Origin of the sequence: Pseudomonas sp. EA_65y_Pfl1_P113, assembly GCF_963970525.1 — a bacterium.
In the GTDB taxonomy this organism is placed as follows: Bacteria; Pseudomonadota; Gammaproteobacteria; order Pseudomonadales; family Pseudomonadaceae; genus Aquipseudomonas; species Aquipseudomonas tritici.
This window is the reverse complement of the sequence record NZ_CAXAQM010000015.1, coordinates 46,192-64,708: the sequence shown is the minus strand read 5'-3', so window position 1 is coordinate 64,708 and position 18,517 is coordinate 46,192. Positions and strand designations below refer to the sequence as shown.

Here is an 18,517-nt window from a genome sequence, read left to right as displayed (position 1 = left end):
CGTCGGATGTCGTTCAAGGAATTCATATGTCGCCCTGGCTGACGGTTGTAGGCATCGGTGAAGACGGCTTCAAAGGGCTGGGCAGGAATGCCCGGCATGCCCTGTTGCGCGCCTCGCGGATTATAGGGGGTCAACGCCAGTTGGACCTGTTGCCGGTGTGCATTCGTGGCGAGCGCGAAATGTGGCCGAGTCCGTTTTCGCTGGAGCCTGTGCTGGCGCGGCGAGGCGAGCCTGTGTGTGTGCTGGCCAGTGGCGACCCGATGTTTTACGGCGTGGGGGCGAGTTTGGCGCGACAGGTGACGGCGGATGAGCTGCTGATTTTGCCAGCGCCTTCGTCGGTATCGTTGGCGGCGGCGCGGTTGGGTTGGCCGTTGCAGGAGGTGGTGACGCTATCCGTGGTGGCGCGGCCGTTGGCGGCGTTGAAGGCGCATCTGGCCAGTGGTGTGCGCGTGTTGGTGTTGAGCAATGACGGGCGTAGCCCTGCGTTGATTGCCTCGTTGCTGAGTGAGTCCGGATTCGGCCCTAGCCGTTTGTCTGTGTTTGAACACCTGGGCGGCGCGAATGAGCGGCGTATCGACGGGCTGGCGCAGTCGTGGGAGCACACCTCGGTCGCCGATTTGAATCTCGTCGCCATCGACTGCCTGGTGTCTGACGACACACACCGCCTGTCGCGCCTCGCCGGCCTGCCGGATTCGGCGTTCAAACACGACGGCCAACTGACCAAACGCGATGTCCGCGCCATGACCCTCGCCCGCCTTGCGCCGATGCCCGGCGAATTACTGTGGGATGTGGGCGCGGGCAGCGGCTCCATCGGGATTGAATGGATGCGTGCACACCCGAGTTGCCGTGCGCTGGCGATTGAAGCCGACGAGGGTCGCCAAGGCCTGATCGAACACAACCGCGACGCCCTTGGCGTGCCCGGCCTGCAACTGATTCGCGGCAAGGCCCCCGATGCGTTGCTCGACCTGGAAGCACCGGACGCCATCTTCATCGGCGGCGGCGTTACTCGCGAAGGCGTGCTCGACACCTGCTGGCAACACCTGCGTCCTGGCGGCCGGTTGGTCGCCAACGCAGTGACCCTGCAAAGTGAAATGACCTTGATGAACTGGCGCGTCCAGCATGGCGGCGAACTGACGCGCATCCATGTCGCTCAGGCTCAGCCGCTGGGGGAATTCGATACGTGGCGCCAGGCGTTGCCGATCACCTTGCTGGAAGTGGTCAAGCCGCGATGAAACGCATCCTGCTGCTGGGCGGCGTGACTGAAGCGCTGGCCATTGCACGGACCTTGGGCCCGGAACATATCTACAGTTTGGCCGGCGTTGGCCGCGTGCCTACTGACCTGACCTGCCAAGTGCGGGTCGGCGGTTACGGTGGCGCTGAGGGTTTGGCGCAGTTTGTTCGGGATGAGGGGATTAGCCTGATGCTCGATGCGACCCATCCGTATGCCGCGCAGATCAGCCGCAATGCCGCCGAGGCTGCAAAGGTGTGCGGTGTACCGTGTTGGGCCCTGCGCCGACCGGCGTGGCGGCCGCAGGCGGGGGATGATTGGCGTGAGGTCAGTGATTGGGCTCAATTGATCGAAGCGTTGAAGCCCTTCAAGCGCCCCCTTTTCACCTTGGGTCGCGAACCGCTGCAACACCTCGATGAAATCCCGCAGGACCAGTTCTGGACGCTGCGCGCGCTGGAGGTGTATCCGGGGAATGAGCGGTGTGAAGTGATCGGGGCGCGTGGGCCGTTTTTGATCGAAGACGAACGGGCGTTGTTTGAGCGACGGCAGATTGATGTGCTGATCAGCAAGAACAGCGGCAGCACCGCGACCGAACCGAAGCTGGAAGTGGCACGGGAGCGCGGAGTACCGGTACTGGTGTTGAAGCGGCCCGTGCTGGCTCAAGTAGATCGGGAATTCTTGTCGCCTGATGAAACACTCACCGCGTTGGCAAATTTCATTCGGTAAGTCAGGATCGCTCGCTTGCTTGACTAGTAACCTATTTGTTACCTTCAGGACGGCTAATGATTGAGATTGAAGAATACCGACGCGATAACCAGTCCAGCCCGTTCAATGAGTGGTTTTCATCCTTGAGTGTGCCGGCAGCCACCAGAGTTTCCACCGCTTTGGTTCGACTTGAAATGGGCAACACCAGCAACATCAAGTGGTTCGATGGGTTGGGCGAATACCGCATCGACTGGGGACCAGGCCTGCGAATCTATCTGATACAAGAAGCCCACCGATTAATCATCCTTTTCGGTGGTGGCGACAAGTCCAGTCAAAAACGCGATATCAAAGTCGTGAAGTCGCTGATCAATGAACATCAGCGTGACAAGAAATTGAAACAACAGAGGTAACCGACATGGCGCTCACCCGCAGCTACAAACACACCATCGCCGAACGTGCTCAGCGCGACCCTGAATTTGCCCAGGCTCTCCTTGATGAGGCTGCTACGTTGTTTCTCAATGGTGAGCCGGAAGTTTCACGTGTCATTCTGCGTGATCTGGTCAACGCCACAGTAGGCTTTGAAGGCCTTGCGAAAGAAACGGCCAAACCGAGTAAAAGCCTGCACCGAATGCTGTCGGCCAGTGGCAATCCAAGCATGGATAACCTCGCGGCAATTTTTGCGGTGATTAGAAAAGCACTGGGTGTTGATATGCAGGTCCACGGAGTTCCCACTGCATAATTTGCGACTCTACGTCACCCATTGTGTCGACGCTGTCGACACAATGTAGTGAGCGGGCTTGTCCCGCGCTGGGCTGCGAAGCGGCCCCAATAAGGCCACCGCGTTTTTTCAGGTAACACGCGATGCCAGGTTTTAGGGCCGCTTCGCAGTCCCCAGCGCGGGACAAGCCCGCTCACTACAAATTGCTCTTAAGCCATTAAAAAATGCGCAGATCCCGATGCCATCACAGGCAAGCAAGCTCCCACAGGTTTGCGCAGCGCCTTGAGCATCGCGCCTAATCTGCAAAAATTGGCAATCCGTGGTTCCCGTCTATCCTGTAACCAGTCACTGCGACACCAAACCACACCCACACTTTTTACTTATCCCCACCGATCAGGCTAAATATCCCCCTGATCGTTTAACCCTACGGATTATCCGCCATGGCCCGTCAACGCTTTGCAATCGCTTGGATCGCCTGCCTGGCAGCGCTGTTCAACGCCTTTGCCATGCCGATGGCCAGCGCGATGCAGCAATCAGACGATCCGATCAAACGCTTGATGTGGGGCAGTTTCTGCTCCTCCAATGGTGCCAGCCTGAAGACCATCGCCCTGGGCAAGCTGGAGATTCCAGCGCCGCAGCAGGACGATCACTCCGCCATGCAGCATTGCTGGTGTTGCTCGGGCTCGGCGCCGTTGGTGGCGTTGCCGGGGCATATGCCGCAGTTGTATGTCACGCGGTTCGAGGCGGTGCAAAGCCTGCCGCCGCCCCAGCTGCAAAACCCTACCCCGCGCCAGCAATGGCCGAGTCTCAACCCGCGCGCGTCTCCAACGGTCTGATCCTTCGCAAGTGAACTGCGTTTAGAACCGTTCTGGAGAACTGCCATGCTTAAATCTTCCCTGCTTCTGGCCGCGTTGTTGCTGCCGGTGTTCAGTGCTGCCAATGCCGATGACTACAAGGCCGGCGACTTGCTGGTCAGCGACCCCTGGTCCCAGGAGTTGCCGCCCAACGCGCCGACTGTCGCGGCGTATTTCGTGATTCATAACACCGGAGTGACCCCGGACCGTCTGCTCAGCGTCGAGACGCCGGTGGCCGACAAGGCCGAGCTGCATGAGCATGTGATGCAGGGCGACTTGATGAAGATGCAGCAGGTGCCCAGCGTCGCCGTCCCCGCCAAGGGCGAGCTGACCTTTGCGCCGATGGCGTATCACGTGATGCTACTGGGCCTTAAGGATCGCAGCCTGTTGGCCGACGGCAAGCAATTCCCGCTGACCCTGACCTTCGAAAAGGCCGGCAAGGTCGAGGTGCAAGTGTCGGTACAGAAAGTGCCGCCAATGGCCACACACGCGCATAAACACGCCCAATAGGCAGACTCCAGATGGGCGCCCCTCGCGCCAGGCTGTCTCCACGCCACCGCGTAATGCGCGGCAGTTGGATCAGCCTGTTCGCCATGCTGATGATCTTTATCGGTCCGCTGATTTCCCAAGCGATGCCGATGGATCATCACGCCGGTATGTCGATGGAGATGCCAGGCGACCATGGCGATTCCCATCACAAAAAGGCCCCTGACGAACACCACGCACTCTGGGCAAAGTGCGGCTATTGCGACCTGCTCTTCAGCTGCCCCGCCCTGCCCGGCAGCGTTTCCCACGTCACCCTAGGCACCCCGCCGCCAGCCAACGCCCTTGTCCCCGCAACGCGCCTGGGCCACGCCCGGCAGAGCATCTTCCCCGGCGCCCGCAGCCGCGCGCCGCCCATCGCTTCGTAAGCACTTCACACCGTTACTTCACCCCGGCCGACTTTAGACAGACAGCCGCAGGCTGCTGGCCGTGTTGTTTACGATTGATTGATGGAATTTGTCATGTCCAGGTTTTCTGCTGACACCCGCTTGGGAAGCACGCCTGTGTTCGCCGTTCTATGCGGCGCACTCCTGGCTCCACAGGCGTATGCCGATGAGCATGCTGAGCACGAGCTCAGCCCCACCGTGATCACCGCAATCGCTCCCAGCTCACCGTTGACCGTGGTCACCAACCCCAAGGACCCGCGCCAACCCGTGCCCGCCAGTGACGGCGGTGACTACCTCAAGACCATCCCAGGCTTCGCGCTGGTGCGCAACGGCGGCACCAATGGCGACCCGGTGCTACGCGGGATGTTCGGCTCACGCCTGAATATCCTCACCAATGGCAGCATGATGCTCGGCGCCTGCCCCGGCCGCATGGATGCGCCGACCTCGTACATCTCGCCGGAAACCTACGACAAGCTCACCGTGATCAAAGGCCCGCAAACCGTACTCTGGGGGCCCGGCGCATCCGCCGGCACGGTGTTGTTCGAGCGCGAGCCGGAGACATTCGGCGAGCTGGGCACGCGCCTCAATGCCAGTGTGCTGGCCGGCTCCAACGGACGCTTCGACAAGGTCATCGATGCCGCTGCCGGCGGGCCTTTGGGCTATGTGCGCGTGGTCGGCAACCAGGCGCATGCCGATGACTACAAGGACGGCAATAACGACACCGTCGCCTCGCGCTATGACAAGTGGAACGGTGATGTAGCGGTCGGTTTCACCCCCGGCGCCGACACGCTGCTCGAACTCACCGCCGGCCGTGGCGATGGCGAGGCACGCTACGCCGGGCGCGGCATGGACGGCTCGCAGTTCCTGCGCGAAAGCCTGGGGCTGCGTTTCGAAAAATCCAACATCGGCGAGGTGCTGGATAAGGTCGAGGCCCAGGTCTACTACAACTACGCTGACCACGTGATGGACAACTACAGCCTGCGCACACCGTCGGGCACCGGCATGATGGCCGGGCCGATGGCCTCCAACGTCGACCGGCGTACCCTCGGCGCGCGGATCAAGGCCACCTGGCGCTGGGCCGATGTGCAACTGATCAGCGGCCTGGACGCGCAGACCAACGAACACCGCCAGCGCAGCAGCATGGGCATCGACACCTACAAGGAGTTGCCCAAGGTCAAGGATGCCAACTTCCACAACTACGGCGTGTTCGGCGAACTCACGTGGTACGCCGCCGACCGCGACCGCCTGATCACTGGCGCACGCCTGGATCGTGCCTCGGCCAAGGACTTCCGGCAAACCACAGGCTCCGGCATGAGCACTCGCGCCAATCCGACCGCCGACGACACCCGCGCTGACACCTTGCCATCGGGCTTCGTGCGTTATGAACACGACCTGGCCGACAGCCCCACCACCCTCTACGCGGGCCTGGGCCACTCGGAGCGTTTTGCGGATTATTGGGAGCTGTTTTCCCCCAACACCGGCGCGGCTGGTTCGGCGAATGCCTTTGACGGTGTGAAGCCGGAGAAAACCACCCAGCTCGACTTCGGCGCGCAATACAAAGCCGAGGCGCTTGAAGCCTGGGCCTCGGGCTACATCGGCCGGGTGCAGGACTTCATCCTGTTCGACTACCGGCCAGGGATGATGGGCACGACTTCCCAGGCCCGCAACGTCGACGCCCGCATCATGGGCGGCGAACTGGGCGCGGCGTACAAGCTGACACGCAACTGGAAAGCCGACGCCACCCTCGCCTACGCCTGGGGCAAGAACAGCAGCGACGGCAAGGCGCTGCCGCAAATGCCGCCGCTGGACGCACGTCTGGGCCTCACCTACAGCGAGGATGACTGGAGTGCCGGCGCCTTGTGGCGCGTGGTCGCCGCGCAAAATCGCATCGACCAGAACAAGGGCAACGTGGTCGGTAAGGACTTCGACAAGAGCGGCGGTTTCGGCGTGTTCTCGTTGAACGCGACGTACCGCATCAACAAGCACTTCAAGGTCAGCACCGGCGTCGACAACCTGTTTGGCAAGGCCTACGCCGAGCACTTGAACCTGGCCGGCAACGCCGGGTTCGGCTACCCGGCCAATGACCCGCAGGCCATCAAGGAGCCTGGTCGTACCCTGTGGACCAAGGTGGACATGAGCTTCTAAAAGCCTCGCGAGCAAGCCCGCTCCCACAGTTGGAATGCATTTCAAATGTAGGAGCGGGCTTGCTCGCGAAGGCGGCACAACTGACAAAAACTTTTAAAGCCTTTGCGGAGCACCTGATGAGCACTCAAAAAATCTCCTTTTACAACCTGGCCTGGCGCTGGCACTTCTACGCCGGCCTCTTCGTCGCCCCTTTCATGGTGCTGCTGGCCCTCACCGGCATCATCTACCTGTTCAAACCCCAGCTCGACCCGCTGATGTACGGCAACCTGCTCACCGTGCCAGCCGCCGAACATGCCCTGAGCGCCGACGAACAACTGCAACGCGCCAAGGCTGCTTACCCTCAGGGCTCAATCAGCAAATACCTGCCGCCGGCCAACGCCACCAGCAGCGCGCAGTTCGTGATGCATAACGGCGGCCGCGAAGTAACGGTCTTCGTCGACCCGTATCGCGGCACCGTGCTCGGTGAGCAGGACTCGAAATACAACCTGCAAGCCATCGCCCGTGCGCTGCATGGCGAGCTGATGATCGGTACCGTCGGCGACCGTCTGGTGGAACTCGCCGCAGGCTGGGGGGTGATGCTGGTGGTATCGGGCCTGTACCTGTGGTGGCCGCGCGGCAAGTCTTCGGCAGGCGTTTTGTGGCCGCGTTTCAGCCGTCGTGGCCGGGTGTTCTGGCGCGACATGCATGCGGTCACCGGCTTCTGGGGCGCGTCACTGTTGCTGGTGATGCTGCTCAGCGGCATGACCTGGACCGGCTTCTGGGGCAAGCAATACGCTGACCTGTGGAACACATTCCCGGCGGCCATGTGGAACGACGTGCCGCAGTCCGATCAACAGGCGCGCGTGCTCAACACCGCCACTCAACAGACCGTGCCCTGGGCCCTGGAAAACACCCCGATGCCCATGTCCGGCGACCACGCCGAGCACATGAACCACGGCGCGATGCACTCAGCGCCGGCAGCGCCGACCCTGCGCCTGCAACAGGTGGTCGACCTGGCCACCGCGCGCAAGGTCGAGCCCGGCTACAGCATCACCTTCCCTACCACCGCCGAGGGCGTGTTCACCCTTGCGGTGTTCGCCAACGACCCGCGCAACGACGCCACCCTGCATGTGGACCAGTACACCGGCAAGGTACTCGCCGATGTGCGTTGGGCGCACTACAACCTGGTCGCCCGCGCCACCGAAACCGGCGTGATGCTGCACGAAGGCAAGATGTTCGGCCCGATCAACCAGATCATCGTGTTGCTGATCTGCCTGATGATCCTGCTCAGCGCCGTCAGCGGTGTGGTGATCTGGTGGAAGCGTCGGCCACAGGGTGGCCTGGGAGTTCCGCCGTTACGCCATGACCTGCCGAAATGGAAAACCGCGATGGTGATCATGCTCGGGCTGGCGATCATTTTTCCGCTGGTGGGTGCATCGCTGATCGTCGTGTGGGCGCTGGACCGCCTGGTGCTGTCACGCTTTTTTGGCCAGCATCAACCGGTCTCAGGTTCACGATGAAGCGCACAAACGCCGTCATCAAAGCTCATCTTTTTGATGGCCATACCAGAGCTCGCCTGCATCCGGATCTATCGCTGCCCATTCATCACCCAACGGCCCACGCTTTCTCCAGAAAGCATCAGTGACCAGCACCGACAGGCTGCCCAGTCGCCTCAAACGACTGACCAGCGCACTCGGGGAAGGCGCGGGCCGGGCGCTGAGCATCATCGACTCGGCCGCCGTCAGCGCCGGTATGTACTTGAGTAGGGCCCCCCCCTGGCAGGACAGGTAAATACGCCCGGCGTCGGGCTGGTTACTCAGCACCACAGACAGGTAGCTGTTCAGTACGTCGTGGGAGATAAAATTAGGTAACAGGACGAGGTCAAGCGGCTTGAGGTTGGGCCTCGACGGGATTGACTTGTAGAAGGCATGCACCGCCGCAACTTTGTAATTACGCAGCACATTCTCAGCCGGTACGTCGAACCCGGCATGCCCCTTCCAGAACAGCAACTCCAGCGTACTGTTACCAAAACCGGACCGGTCCTCCACGGGATCGATCGCGACAAACCCGGTCATTTTCGCAGGCATCAACACCGCGCCTAAATACGATTTACCGGCAAAGGGCGCGATCAATCGCTGAGCGTAACGGGCTGCGTCATCGGCATAAAAAAACAACGGCCCGCAGAATGAATGGAAATGGGGGTCGGCAGTGAACGAATGCGGCGACCGCTTGGGCCACCATCGCGTCGTGACCCGCTCCTTGCGGCCCCATATTTCACTGGTGAGCCGGATACGCAACTCCCCTATGGCTGCCAGCCGGCGCACATAGTCGCGTACGGTTAATGAGCCATCGCGCAGTCGCGCCGAATCGTGGCTCACATTCCTTGCCCATTCGGACACGGGCGCGGTCTTGGGCACGGTATACCAAAGCAGTGCACGGTCAGCGCATAGCAGGTACAGCGGCAATGCCTCGCCGTTGCGTGGCGTCGTCATGAATGACAACGCTTTGGAGATGACCGGAGGGGCAAAGAAGTGCTGAGCCATTTCATCGTCGGCGGCAGCGATGGTTTCGGTCGACGCACACAGGTACAAACCCGCCAACACATAGCCTTGGGGGAGTTGGCCCTTGACAAAGACCGGTTTCAAATCGTCATAACGGTCTCTGACAAGCGGCAGGGTCGTCATGTACAACTCCTTGCCAAACGCCTTGAGCACATAACCGACGGCAACCTGAGCCTGTGCGTTCCAATTACGGTAGACATGCCGAACCGCATCGAGTGCGCGAGTAAAGATCGGGCCGCACGGTGAGTCGGCTCCAGCATCGCGCACCTCCAATGGGGCAGCGCGGTACTGATTCGGCACAAACCCGATTTGTATCCGCCTGGGACTGCCCCACACTGCATTGCCTTCCACCACACGCAAATCGCCGGCCCGTGCCGCCTGATCGATAAATGCCTGCGGTAGCAGTGCTCCACTGCGCAGTTGTCGTTCGATAGGGTTATCACTCAAGTCGCCAGCGCCAGGGGATGTAGCGGCCAACTTGTTTCTCAACAGCGTTTCCTCGACATCGTTCGTCAACTGGTAACTGAGGATCGTGCCATTTGGCCCGAACACATACTGGCGTTTAACGTGCGCTTCACGGGTCAGCAGCCTGCACAAAACCGCCGTGGGGATCATGCTTTGATAAAGGGCTTTTTGAGACGCCGACAACAGTATCTGCACCTCCTGTTCCATCCGGGACTGATAGAAAGCCGCAAGGGTCGCGCCCCCTGGATAGAGCCCAGTCGCAATCACGGGGTCAGGGTAGATCCAGTCAAGTGTTGGGCCTTGAGCCGGGACCACCAACGGTTCAGTCGCCACAAACAGGCCATTGGTCAGCCTGAGGATGACGCCGCCGTAGGTCCGGCGTTGCCTGCTGCCAACCGCAACCGCGGCATGGCGTGCCGCATCATCCGCTGAGGCAAACGCCGGGCTCAGGCGTCGAGGCGCCAGCGTTTCATAGCCGCTCCACGTCGGCTTGACCTGCCCGCTCGTATCCCAGAGCTGACTGCCGCGCACCACGTAAAGCATGCCCTTGGCGATCCATTCCCGGACAAACTCCAACGCCGTTTTCTTGCCGGACTCCAACTGCATGCTTGCGAGCCCCAGCAGGTTGTCCGCCAGGCCACCGACTTTCACGTCGATCAATGATGGCTGATAGCGCAAAAGCGCACCGTCCAAGTTGGAAAAGTAAACCGGCAGACTCTGCGCTCTATCGCGCAGGCCTTCGGTCAACGCGGCCAGCAATACTCCCGGCCTTACAAAATACAGCGTCAACCACGCATTCGCCCCCTTCAGCCACGGCGGCGACCAATGCTGCGACCGGAACAAGGCGTGCATCTCATAGCCCTCGGGCAATATCGGCTCATTACGTAGGTTGCGAGAGAACAAGCGATTGAACTTAAACAGCTCACCTGCGTTGACGGCGCCTACCGCTTCGGTCGCAATGTACTGCGGCAGGTCTTTATGCTTAAGGATGTACGCATAGCAGGCCGGCTCGGGAACTGTGCGTCCCTGCAAACGCGCATGCAGGTTACGCGCAGCATCATCGCCACTGGAGAACACGGCACTGTAGAGGACGTAATCGAGTGGTCCGAACCTGGCTGCATAGGTGAAGTTGGGCGACCAATCACTGTAGACGGCCCCACGTGGGCCCCACAACTTGTTGCCCTGGATGATTTTGAACTCCCCTGCAACCGCCAGTCTCCGCACCCAATCGGCCGGCCTGATATCACCGCGATCGAGTCGCCGCCCGAGTCGGTTCTCCCCAGCCAGCGGGCCAATATTGGCCAGCAGCAACTTTTCCTGAGGCGAATGATTCGGGGCGAACTCCAACAAACAATCTTGCGCCCCGGACAGGTAGGCCACCCTTTCATCCGAGATGATCGAGTACATCTCGTCATCGGAAAACACTTGCAGGTTGATCAGCGCTTCTTCCTGCGTCCAGCCACGTCGCATAACCCAGTTCGGATGGACCATCGACAGCGCCACATGCGAGCCGTAGCGGGCGTGCAGCTCATAACCCTCCATCGGGATCAGCGCCCCTTGGTCACCCGCGGGAAAAAACAGCGTGGACGAAAACGGATGTCCCATGCTTTCCAGGGGCGGCGTGACCACGAAACGGCCGTCTACCCCCTTGAGCACATACCCGCCGTAATAGAGGCTGCGTCGGCTGCCGATTTGTTCATGGGCGTGCAGAGCCGCATCACGAGCACTGAGAAACGAGCGGCCAAAGGCCAGCGGATACTCCGGGGCCAACAGCGGCGAGTGCGTATCCACGCGCCCGACATCACGCCATAACTTACCCGCCTGCACCACCCACAGTTCAGTGGCTTCGATCACCCTGCGTAAATAGTTGCGCGGTGTCAGCGTACCGGCGACCAGTGCAGCCTGGGCGCCGTTGTCACTGATTACGCCGTCGCTATCTGACTTGAACAGTTCGGTAACCCGTGCTGTCGACGGCACCTTGAGTTTAAGCAACGCGTCGTCATGGGCACGCATGTAGAGGTCAAGACCGCGACTGGGGTTTTGCAGGGCCAGCGTACTGTGCCCCTGACGAATAGCGGCCACCACCTGTGCAGGAGAAAAGAACGCGCTGGCCAGCCAGCGCTCTTTCGCCGCCACGGCATCCTTCTCGTACCAGTCATTGAAGTAAATGGCCTCCAGACGATACTGGGCAGGCAACACCAACGCGCCGCCAGGCCCCTTTGGAAACAACGCATCCAGCGCAAACAAAGGCTCACGCTTGGGCGACGCGAGGGTCGCGATATAACGGTCCTTGCTGATGTGCTTGAGCACAACGCCAACGTGCGGCTCCGCAGGCTGTGCCGACGGTGTAGAGAGCGCCGCCGCCAGCGCCAACGGCACCTGGTCGAAGACGGCAGTGAACAACGGCTGCTCGGTCAGCGCTGATGACGTAAAGGGTTCGAAAACCACCCAATCGGCCGGCACTCGGCCCACGGAGCCACCCCACAATGCGGTAGGCACAACCAGGCTTAACGAGCCGAAGCTGGAAACTTTTTTGACGAACTGATCAAAGCTGCCATACACCCCAACCGGGTTGTTGGGCGGTTTTCCAGCCTGCACCCACAACGCAAAGCTGAACTCCGCCGGTGAACCGGCGGGGGTATGGCAAATCAATGAACCATCCGGGCCGGACAAGTAGGATGACGGGAAAAAATCGCGGTCATGCACATCCCGGTAAAAGTCCACTCCAGACAAGAACCCCAGGAAAGCCTTGGCCATGCGCTCATCAAAACTGGGGTTTTTCTGCAGAATCGCAGCGTGCTGCGCGGGGTGCGAATGGTAGCTGGCGACACAGGTATAGCCCGCTGGCTGAAGATAGTAGCCATCGGCACCGATGCCCAATACCGCGCGCAGATCAAACTGCATCCCCCCACCCGGCACCGGCTGAGTCGCGAAATAGTCACCGGCGGGGTTGCGCACAATCACCCCGCCGTATTCGACGTCGCGCCGGTCGCCGATTGCCTGGTGTGCCCAGTAGGCGGCGTCCGCCTCATTCACAAACGCAGGGCTCAGCGGCGGCAACGTGGCCGCCCCCCGGTTCGAACTCGCAGCGCGTTCTTCACGTGACAATCTGATAGCCATTTCAACTCCTTGAAAGAATGCCTGGGCATAGCGCCCGGCCCCTCATTCTTGCGGCGGGGGGCGTCTTCCAATCGGTAGATAAGTAGCCACCGGGATCAGCGCTCACCGTTGTCCGGGCGTTGGCAGCGCACCATTACGGCACAGACGCGTGCCCAACCGCTGCAACCGGGAGCCACATTGGTGCGCTACGCAACCTTGCGCTACCCCTCCACGCCGTCTGTTCAAGGCTTTTGCGACTTCGGCACACCCCTTGCTATCACCTGTGCAACGTCCCTCATCTGCCACCCATAAAAATATCGGTCACGGAGATCGCACCATGAAGCGTCGCAGCTTGATCAAGGCTTTCACTCTTTCGGCATCCATTGCCGCCATGGGCATGACCTGGACGATCCAGGCTGCCGAGACCATCAAGGTCGGCATCCTGCATTCGCTGTCCGGCACCATGGCGATCTCCGAAACGTCGCTCAAAGACATGGCGTTGATGACCATCGACGAGATCAACGCCAAGGGCGGGGTAAACGGCAAAATGCTCGAACCTGTGGTCGTCGACCCGGCGTCGAACTGGCCGCTGTTCGCCGAGAAAGGCCGCCAGTTGCTGACTCAGGACAAGGTCGCCGTGGTGTTCGGTTGCTGGACATCGGTGTCGCGTAAGTCGGTATTGCCGGTGTTCGAAGAACTCAATGGCCTGCTGTTCTACCCGGTTCAATACGAGGGCGAAGAGATGTCGCCAAACGTGTTCTATACCGGTGCGGCGCCGAACCAGCAGGCGATTCCGGCAGTGGAATACCTGATGAGCGAAGAAGGCGGCAGCGCCAAACGCTTCTTCCTGCTGGGCACCGACTACGTGTACCCACGCACCACCAATAAAATCCTGCGCTCGTTCCTGCATTCCAAAGGCGTAGCGGATAAAGATATCGAAGAGGTCTACACCCCGTTCGGCCATGCCGATTACCAAACCATCGTGGCCAACATCAAAAAATTCTCGGCGGGCGGCAAGACCGCGGTGATCTCCACCGTAAACGGCGACTCCAACGTGCCGTTCTATAAGGAGCTGGCCAACCAGGGCTTGAAAGCGACCGACGTACCGGTGGTGGCGTTCTCCGTGGGTGAAGAAGAACTGCGCGGCATCGACACCAAGCCGCTGGTGGGCAACCTCGCTGCCTGGAACTACTTCCAGTCGGTGGAGAACCCGGTCAACAAGAAATTCGTCGCCGACTGGAAAGCCTACGCGAAGAAACACAACCTGCCGGGCGCCGACAAAGCCGTGACCAACGACCCGATGGAAGCCACTTACGTGGGCATCCACATGTGGGCGCAGGCGGCTGAAAAAGCCAAGTCCACCGACGTCGACAAAGTGCGTGAAGCACTGGCCGGGCAGACCTTTGCTGCGCCGTCCGGCTTCACGCTGACCATGGACAAGACTAACCATCACCTGCACAAACCCGTGATGATCGGCGAGATCCAGGCTGACGGGCAGTTCTCGGTGGTGTGGCAGACCCAGGAGCCGATCCGGGCGCAGCCGTGGAGCCCGTATATCCCTGGCAATGACAAGAAGCCGGATTATGCGGTGAAAAGTAACTAAGCCCGACCCGGTCTAACTGTGGGAGCGAGCAAGCTGGCTCCCACAGTTAGACCGCGCATGATCAGGACACTTTGTTATGCCCACTGCCCTCTACCGCTTCATTCTCGCCGCGCTGCTGTTGCTGCCCTTGGCCGCACACGCCAGCGACGCCGAAGACTTCCTGTCTGCCAACCCGACCCAACAAGCCAAGCTCCTGAAGGACTGGGCTGCGCAGCCTGACCCGGCGCGTATCGAGTTGGTGGACGCCTTGCAACAAGGCCAACTCACCGTCAACGGCGAGATCAAAACCGTCCGCCTGAACAACCGTCTGCGCGGCTTGATCGACAACGTACGGGCCAGCCAGCAACTGCTCGCCGCCGACCCCAAGGTGCGCCTCGCCGCCGCGCAAACCCTGCAAAAAAGCGCGCAACCTGCGCAGCTGAAATTCCTCGACAAGCAGGTCGCCGCCGAAACAGACGAGGACGTGCACACGGCACTCAGCCTGGCGTTGGCCAATCTGCAACTGGTCGACCCCGATCCCGTGGTGCGCCTTGCCGCCGTGCGCTTACTCGGCAACACCGGCGACCCGCTGGCCCGCACCCGCCTTGAGGCGCTGCTGGCCCCAGGCGTCGAAACCGATGCCGCCGTGCACACCGCCGCCGAAACCAGCCTGGCCCAGGTCAAACGCAAGTTGATGGTCGGCGAGCTCCTCGGCCAGGCCTTCAGCGGCATGTCCCTGGGCTCGATTCTGTTGCTGGCGGCCCTGGGCCTGGCGATCACCTTCGGCCTGCTCGGCGTGATCAATATGGCCCACGGCGAGATGCTGATGCTCGGCGCCTACTCCACTTACGTTGTGCAAATGCTGATGCAGCGCTACGTGCCGCAAGCCATCGAGTTCTACCCGCTGATCGCGCTGCCGGTGGCGTTTTTTGTCACCGCTGCCATCGGCATGGCGCTGGAGCGCACGGTGATTCGTCACCTGTACGGTCGACCGCTGGAAACCCTGCTGGCCACCTGGGGCATCAGCCTGATGCTGATCCAGTTGGTGCGCCTGGTGTTCGGCGCGCAGAACGTCGAAGTGTCCAACCCCGAATGGCTGTCGGGCGGGATTCAAGTGCTGCCCAACCTCGTGCTGCCGTACAACCGCATTGTGATCATCGCTTTCGCCTTGTGCGTGGTGCTGCTGACCTGGCTGCTGCTGAACAAAACCCGCCTGGGCCTCAACGTGCGTGCCGTGACCCAGAACCGCAGCATGGCCGCGTGCTGCGGCGTACCGACAGGCCGCGTGGACATGCTTGCGTTTGGCCTGGGTTCCGGCATTGCCGGGTTGGGCGGTGTGGCGCTGAGTCAGATCGGCAACGTCGGCCCGGACCTGGGCCAGAGCTACATCATCGACTCGTTCCTCGTCGTGGTGCTCGGCGGCGTCGGCCAGTTGGCCGGGAGTGTCATGGCCGCCTTCGGGCTGGGCATTGCCAATAAGATCCTGGAACCCCAGATCGGTGCCGTGCTCGGCAAAATCCTGATCCTCGCGCTGATCATTCTGTTTATCCAGAAACGCCCGCAGGGACTCTTCGCACTGAAAGGACGGGTGATCGACTGATGAACCAGCCATTGATGCTTACGGCCGCGCAAAAGGCCGGCCCCAAGGTGACGGTTGCCGTCGGCGCAGTGATCCTGACCCTGCTGCTGGCGCTGCCGTTGTGTTCCTTGCTGTCGCCGGAACACCCGCTGCATGTGTCGGCCTACACGCTGACGCTGGTGGGCAAAATTCTCTGCTACGCCATCGTCGCCCTCGCGCTGGACCTGGTGTGGGGCTATGCCGGTATGTTGTCTCTCGGCCACGGTTTGTTCTTTGCCCTGGGCGGCTATGCGATGGGCATGTACTTGATGCGCCAGGCGTCCGGCGATGAATTGCCGGCGTTCATGACCTTCCTCTCGTGGACCGAATTGCCCTGGTACTGGGTCGGCACCGAGCACTTCCTCTGGGCCATGTGCCTGGTGGTGCTGGCGCCCGGTCTGCTGGCACTGGTCTTTGGTTTCTTCGCCTTCCGCTCGCGGATCAAGGGCGTGTATTTCTCGATCATGACCCAGGCCCTGACCTTCGCCGGGATGCTGCTGTTTTTCCGCAACGAGACCGGTTTTGGCGGCAACAACGGCTTCACCAATTTCCGCAGCATTCTCGGCTTTGGGATTACAGAGCCGGGCACGCGGGCGGTGTTGTTTGTGGCAACGGTGCTGCTGCTGGTGGCGAGCCTGTACATCGGCTGGCGCCTGGCCAAGAGCAAGTTCGGTCGGGTGCTGACCGCCCTGCGCGACGCCGAGAACCGCCTGATGTTCTGCGGCTACGACCCACGTGGCTTCAAGCTGTTCGTGTGGGTGTTGAGCGCGGTGTTGTGTGGGTTGGCCGGGGCGTTGTATGTGCCGCAAGTGGGCATCATCAACCCCAGTGAAATGTCGCCGACCAACTCGATCGAAGCGGCGGTGTGGGTGGCCTTGGGCGGGCGCGGGACGTTGATCGGCCCGCTGCTGGGCGCAGGGGTGGTCAATGGCATGAAGAGTTGGTTCACCGTGGCCTTCCCGGAATATTGGCTGTTCTTCCTCGGGGCGCTGTTCATCATCGTCACCCTGTACCTGCCCAAGGGCGTTATCGGTCTGCTGAAGAAATGAGGAACGTCATGCTTGAACCTATTTTCGACGCAGGCAGCGGCCGCGATGCCATCGGCATTGGCCAGGCCGCCGGCAAGGGCCTGAACACCCGCCACGGCACCATCCTGACCCTGGAAGACATCAGCGTCAGCTTCGATGGCTTCAAGGCACTCAACGATTTGAACCTGTACATCGGCGTCGGCGAATTGCGCTGCATCATCGGCCCCAACGGCGCGGGCAAGACCACGCTGATGGACGTGATCACCGGCAAGACCCGCCCCAGCCATGGCACCGCCTGGTTTGGCGAAAACCTCGATCTCACCGGTATGAGCGAAGTGCAGATCGCCCAGGCTGGCATTGGGCGCAAGTTCCAGAAGCCCACGGTATTCGAAGCCCTGAGCGTGTTTGAAAACCTGGAGCTGGCGCAGAAGACCGATAAATCGGTGTGGGCCAGCCTGCGCGCACGCCTGAGCGGCGAGCAGAAGGACCGTATCGATGAAGTGCTCGACACCATCCGTCTCACCGCGTCGGCACAGCGCCCGGCCGGCTTGCTGTCCCACGGCCAGAAGCAGTTCCTGGAGATCGGCATGCTGCTGATGCAAGACCCGCAACTGTTGCTGCTGGACGAGCCGGTAGCGGGCATGACCGACGCCGAAACCGAATTCACCGCCGAACTGTTCAAGCGCCTGGCGGGTAAGCACTCGCTGATGGTGGTGGAACATGACATGGGCTTTGTCGGTTCGATTGCCGACCACGTGACCGTGTTGCACCAAGGCAGCGTGCTGGCCGAAGGGTCGCTGGAGCAGGTGCAGGCCGATGAGCGGGTTATTGAGGTGTATTTGGGCAGATAAATCGGCCAGCTTTGAGTCGCAAGCCGCTTGAAGCCTAACTAACGGAGTTCCAATGCTACAAGTACAACACCTGCACCAATACTACGGCGGTAGCCACATCCTGCGCGGGCTGTCTTTTGACGTGAAGATCGGCGAAGTCACCTGCCTGCTGGGCCGTAACGGCGTAGGCAAGACCACTCTGCTCAAATGCCTGATGGGTCTGCTGCCCTCCAAGGAAGGCGTGGTGAATTGGGAAGGCAAGGTCATCACCGGGGTCAAGCCGCATCAGCGTGTGCATGCCGGGATTGCCTACGTGCCCCAGGGCCGGGAGATTTTTGGCCGGCTGACAGTGGAAGAAAACCTGCTGATGGGGCTCTCGCGTTTTCCGGGCTCAGAAGCCAAGGAAGTGCCCGCCTTCATCTACGAATTGTTCCCGGTGTTGCTGCAAATGAAGCATCGCCGTGGCGGTGACCTGTCCGGCGGCCAGCAACAACAGCTGGCCATCGGCCGGGCGCTGGCCAGCCGTCCGCGCCTGTTGATCCTCGATGAGCCCACCGAAGGCATCCAGCCGTCGGTGATCAAGGAGATCGGCGCGGTGATCAAGAAACTCGCTGAGCGTGGCGATATGGCAATCCTGCTGGTCGAGCAGTTCTACGACTTTGCCGCGGAACTGGCCGACCAGTATCTGGTGATGTCCCGGGGTGAAATCGTGCAGCAGGGCCGTGGTGAAAATATGGAAAACGAGGGTGTACGCGGCCTGGTTACGATCTAACCTG

General features: G+C 61.0%; 15 protein-coding genes. 14 read left to right on the top strand and 1 reads right to left on the bottom strand.

Features of this window, described 5'->3' with window-relative positions:
* Nucleotides 1-26 precede the first annotated feature (26 nt).
* The 9 genes from cbiE to AACY52_RS15575 all read left to right on the top strand — a co-directional run bounded on the left by cbiE (nucleotide 27) and on the right by AACY52_RS15575 (nucleotide 8,078).
* Nucleotides 27-1,232: a precorrin-6y C5,15-methyltransferase (decarboxylating) subunit CbiE gene (gene cbiE / locus AACY52_RS15615; RefSeq protein WP_339415746.1), complete on the top strand. Its 1,206-nt coding sequence runs from the start codon at nucleotides 27-29 to the stop codon at nucleotides 1,230-1,232.
* The gene (locus tag AACY52_RS15610; RefSeq protein WP_339415745.1) at nucleotides 1,229-1,954 is read left to right on the top strand and encodes a cobalt-precorrin-6A reductase; all 726 of its coding nucleotides are present in this window, start codon (nucleotides 1,229-1,231) and stop codon (nucleotides 1,952-1,954) included. The genes cbiE and AACY52_RS15610 overlap by 4 nt, the downstream gene beginning before the upstream one ends.
* A 56-nt stretch (nucleotides 1,955-2,010) precedes the next feature.
* Nucleotides 2,011-2,343 (top strand): type II toxin-antitoxin system RelE/ParE family toxin, encoded by a 333-nt coding sequence (locus AACY52_RS15605; protein ID WP_339415743.1) that lies wholly within the window; start codon nucleotides 2,011-2,013, stop codon nucleotides 2,341-2,343.
* A 5-nt stretch (nucleotides 2,344-2,348) separates the two neighbouring features.
* Entirely contained in the window at nucleotides 2,349-2,672 is a 324-nt protein-coding gene (locus AACY52_RS15600; protein WP_049710234.1) for a DNA-binding protein, read from the top strand.
* 419 nt (nucleotides 2,673-3,091) lie between these two features.
* Nucleotides 3,092-3,487: a DUF2946 domain-containing protein gene (locus AACY52_RS15595; RefSeq protein WP_339427226.1), complete on the top strand. Its 396-nt coding sequence runs from the start codon at nucleotides 3,092-3,094 to the stop codon at nucleotides 3,485-3,487.
* Nucleotides 3,488-3,532: 45 nt separating this feature from the next.
* Entirely contained in the window at nucleotides 3,533-4,015 is a 483-nt protein-coding gene (locus AACY52_RS15590) for a copper chaperone PCu(A)C (protein WP_339415741.1), read from the top strand.
* A gap of 11 nt (nucleotides 4,016-4,026) precedes the next feature.
* Complete coding sequence (locus AACY52_RS15585; RefSeq protein WP_339560597.1) at nucleotides 4,027-4,416, top strand: DUF2946 domain-containing protein; 390 nt, start codon at nucleotides 4,027-4,029, stop codon at nucleotides 4,414-4,416.
* Between the two features lie 93 nt (nucleotides 4,417-4,509).
* A complete protein-coding gene (locus AACY52_RS15580; protein WP_339415738.1) occupies nucleotides 4,510-6,579 on the top strand; it encodes a TonB-dependent copper receptor in 2,070 nt (689 codons plus the stop codon).
* A gap of 116 nt (nucleotides 6,580-6,695) precedes the next feature.
* On the top strand, nucleotides 6,696-8,078 hold the full coding sequence (locus tag AACY52_RS15575; RefSeq protein ID WP_339427227.1) for a PepSY domain-containing protein: 1,383 nt from the start codon (nucleotides 6,696-6,698) through the stop codon (nucleotides 8,076-8,078).
* Nucleotides 8,079-8,096: 18 nt separating this feature from the next.
* On the opposite strand, the gene AACY52_RS15570 is transcribed toward AACY52_RS15575, so the two are convergent.
* On the bottom strand, nucleotides 8,097-12,704 hold the full coding sequence (locus tag AACY52_RS15570; RefSeq protein ID WP_339560596.1) for a DUF4329 domain-containing protein: 4,608 nt from the start codon (nucleotides 12,702-12,704) through the stop codon (nucleotides 8,097-8,099).
* Between the two features lie 316 nt (nucleotides 12,705-13,020).
* On the opposite strand from AACY52_RS15570, the gene urtA reads away from it, so the two are divergent.
* The 5 genes from urtA to urtE all read left to right on the top strand — a co-directional run bounded on the left by urtA (nucleotide 13,021) and on the right by urtE (nucleotide 18,513).
* Nucleotides 13,021-14,286: an urea ABC transporter substrate-binding protein gene (gene urtA / locus AACY52_RS15565; RefSeq protein WP_065874307.1), complete on the top strand. Its 1,266-nt coding sequence runs from the start codon at nucleotides 13,021-13,023 to the stop codon at nucleotides 14,284-14,286.
* Between the two features lie 76 nt (nucleotides 14,287-14,362).
* Nucleotides 14,363-15,865, top strand: a complete 1,503-nt coding sequence (gene urtB / locus AACY52_RS15560; protein ID WP_339415732.1) for an urea ABC transporter permease subunit UrtB — start codon at nucleotides 14,363-14,365, stop codon at nucleotides 15,863-15,865.
* A complete protein-coding gene (urtC, locus tag AACY52_RS15555) occupies nucleotides 15,865-16,932 on the top strand; it encodes an urea ABC transporter permease subunit UrtC (protein ID WP_339415730.1) in 1,068 nt (355 codons plus the stop codon). The genes urtB and urtC overlap by 1 nt, the downstream gene beginning before the upstream one ends.
* Nucleotides 16,929-17,762 (top strand): urea ABC transporter ATP-binding protein UrtD, encoded by an 834-nt coding sequence (urtD, locus tag AACY52_RS15550; RefSeq protein WP_339415728.1) that lies wholly within the window; start codon nucleotides 16,929-16,931, stop codon nucleotides 17,760-17,762. Before urtC ends, urtD begins: the two co-directional genes overlap by 4 nt.
* A 52-nt stretch (nucleotides 17,763-17,814) precedes the next feature.
* Entirely contained in the window at nucleotides 17,815-18,513 is a 699-nt protein-coding gene (gene urtE, locus AACY52_RS15545; RefSeq protein ID WP_339427231.1) for an urea ABC transporter ATP-binding subunit UrtE, read from the top strand.
* Nucleotides 18,514-18,517: the final 4 nt, after the last annotated feature.

Bases quoted from the DNA above. Each gene is read 5' to 3' on its own strand.
- urtC (WP_339415730.1), top strand. From the start codon at position 15,865: ATGAACCAGCCATTGATGCTTACGGCCGCGCAAAAGGCCGGCCCCAAG.
- AACY52_RS15600 (WP_049710234.1), top strand. From the start codon at position 2,349: ATGGCGCTCACCCGCAGCTACAAACACACCATCGCCGAACGTGCTCAG.
- AACY52_RS15575 (WP_339427227.1), top strand. From the start codon at position 6,696: ATGAGCACTCAAAAAATCTCCTTTTACAACCTGGCCTGGCGCTGGCAC.
- cbiE (WP_339415746.1), top strand. From the start codon at position 27: ATGTCGCCCTGGCTGACGGTTGTAGGCATCGGTGAAGACGGCTTCAAA.
- AACY52_RS15585 (WP_339560597.1), top strand. From the start codon at position 4,027: ATGGGCGCCCCTCGCGCCAGGCTGTCTCCACGCCACCGCGTAATGCGC.
- AACY52_RS15605 (WP_339415743.1), top strand. From the start codon at position 2,011: ATGATTGAGATTGAAGAATACCGACGCGATAACCAGTCCAGCCCGTTC.
- AACY52_RS15570 (WP_339560596.1), bottom strand. From the start codon at position 12,704: ATGGCTATCAGATTGTCACGTGAAGAACGCGCTGCGAGTTCGAACCGG.
- AACY52_RS15590 (WP_339415741.1), top strand. From the start codon at position 3,533: ATGCTTAAATCTTCCCTGCTTCTGGCCGCGTTGTTGCTGCCGGTGTTC.
- urtD (WP_339415728.1), top strand. From the start codon at position 16,929: ATGAGGAACGTCATGCTTGAACCTATTTTCGACGCAGGCAGCGGCCGC.
- AACY52_RS15580 (WP_339415738.1), top strand. From the start codon at position 4,510: ATGTCCAGGTTTTCTGCTGACACCCGCTTGGGAAGCACGCCTGTGTTC.
- urtA (WP_065874307.1), top strand. From the start codon at position 13,021: ATGAAGCGTCGCAGCTTGATCAAGGCTTTCACTCTTTCGGCATCCATT.
- urtE (WP_339427231.1), top strand. From the start codon at position 17,815: ATGCTACAAGTACAACACCTGCACCAATACTACGGCGGTAGCCACATC.
- AACY52_RS15610 (WP_339415745.1), top strand. From the start codon at position 1,229: ATGAAACGCATCCTGCTGCTGGGCGGCGTGACTGAAGCGCTGGCCATT.
- AACY52_RS15595 (WP_339427226.1), top strand. From the start codon at position 3,092: ATGGCCCGTCAACGCTTTGCAATCGCTTGGATCGCCTGCCTGGCAGCG.
- urtB (WP_339415732.1), top strand. From the start codon at position 14,363: ATGCCCACTGCCCTCTACCGCTTCATTCTCGCCGCGCTGCTGTTGCTG.